Source organism: Gordonia sp. (in: high G+C Gram-positive bacteria) (genome assembly GCF_049299075.1).
Taxonomy (GTDB): domain Bacteria; phylum Actinomycetota; class Actinomycetes; order Mycobacteriales; family Mycobacteriaceae; genus Gordonia.
On record NZ_JBAQWU010000090.1, the window covers coordinates 1 to 1,562 of the forward strand.

1 protein-coding gene and 1 pseudogene are annotated in these 1,562 nt (G+C 68.3%); both read right to left on the reverse strand.

From position 1 onward, the window contains the following. Positions 1 to 119 precede the first annotated feature (119 nt). Positions 120 to 1,262: a metallophosphoesterase gene (locus WAW85_RS03010; RefSeq protein WP_422558175.1), complete on the reverse strand. Its 1,143-nt coding sequence runs from the start codon at positions 1,260 to 1,262 to the stop codon at positions 120 to 122. Between the two features lie 16 nt (positions 1,263 to 1,278). Beyond that, positions 1,279 to 1,562 (reverse strand): annotated as a pseudogene (locus tag WAW85_RS03015) (phenylalanine--tRNA ligase subunit beta); the annotation flags it as partial.

Below are 1,562 nucleotides of genomic sequence, written 5' to 3' on the forward strand. Positions count from 1 at the left end.
AAAAAGGGGCGGCTCCGCCCGCGGAGGGGGTGGTTTCGACACGGCTCGTCGCTTCGCTCCTCTCCGGCTCAACCAGCGAGGACGAGCGGCTCAACCAGCGAGCGGCCAGAGGAGGGGCGTTAACCCGTGGAGGTGAGGGTGAGTAGGACGATCTGCGGGGGCGCGGCGACGCGGACGGGCGGGCCCCAGGCGCCGGTGCCGCGGGAGGTGAAGACGCGGACGTCGCCGACGTCACCGAAGCCCGACACCACCGGCTGCTGCAGGCGCACCGCGTAGCCGAAGGGCCAGAGTTGGCCGTCGTGGGTGTGCCCGGACAGTTGCAGGTCCACCCCGCGGCCCTGCACATCGTCGGCCTGGCGCGGCTGATGCGCGATGTACAGGATCACGTCGTTCGGGTCGGTACCGGCGAACGCTCTATCGGGATCTGGCTCATACGGAGCGGGAGCCGTGCTGTCGTAGACGCCGACCAGATCAATCGTCGCGCCATCGCGGTGCAACTGGACCCGCTCATTGCGCAGCGGCGTGATCCCGAGGGTCTCCCAGTAGTCGAGCCACGACCCGGCGTCGTCGGCGATGTACTCGTGGTTGCCGCTGACCCCGAAGACGCCCATCGGCGCGGTCAGCTCACGCAGCGGATCCAGGTCCGGCCCCACCTCGGCCACGGTACCGTCGGCCAGATCACCACCCAGGATCACCAGGTCGGGCTTCGCCTCATTGACCTGCTCGACCACCCGGCGGGTGAAACCCGCGCCGCGCGCCGGGCCGACATGCAGATCGGTGACAAGCGCGATCCGCAGGCCCTCGAACGGCGCCGGCAGTTGCTCGATCACCGCCGTCTCGTCGGTCACCTGCACCCGATTGGCCTCGGTCAGCCCGTAGCCCACCGTCACCACGGCGGCGACCACGCCGATGACCGTGGCGATCGGCAACCAGCGGCTCGTGTACTGCCGCCTAGACACGCGGGCGATCAGCCGGACGATGAGCGCGATCAGGCCGATCAGCAGCGACCACAGCAGCAGGTAGAAAACCACCGCCCACCAGGTGTAGCCGATGAAGCCGATCGGCCGTGCCCACGACGGATTGAGCACCCCCACACCAACCAGGAAAGCACTGACGCCCAGGATCATGCCGATCACCAGCACCGCGTCGGCCGCCCGCGCCCAACCGCGCGGTAGACCGGTGGCCACCACCAGGCGCCGGTGCAAAAAATAGGTGATGGCGACGACCACCAGGGTCGCGGCGGCGCCGACAATCCAGTACATCAGCGATTCCCCTACATCAACGCAGACGAGCGCCGACGACGCCACCCGCATGCTCCACGGCAGCCAGCTTGGCGGCCGAAGCCTCATCCTCGGTCAGCGTCCGATCGGCGGCCCGGAAGGTCAGCGCGAAGGTCAGCGACTTGTTGCCCGCGCCCACCTGCTCACCGGCGAATACATCGAACAGCGAGATGCTCTCCAGCAGTTCACCGGCGCCAGCGGTCAACGCATCCTGAACCTGCTGCGCCGAAACTTCCTGTGCCACCACCACATTCACGTCCTGCAGCACCGCCGGGAACGACG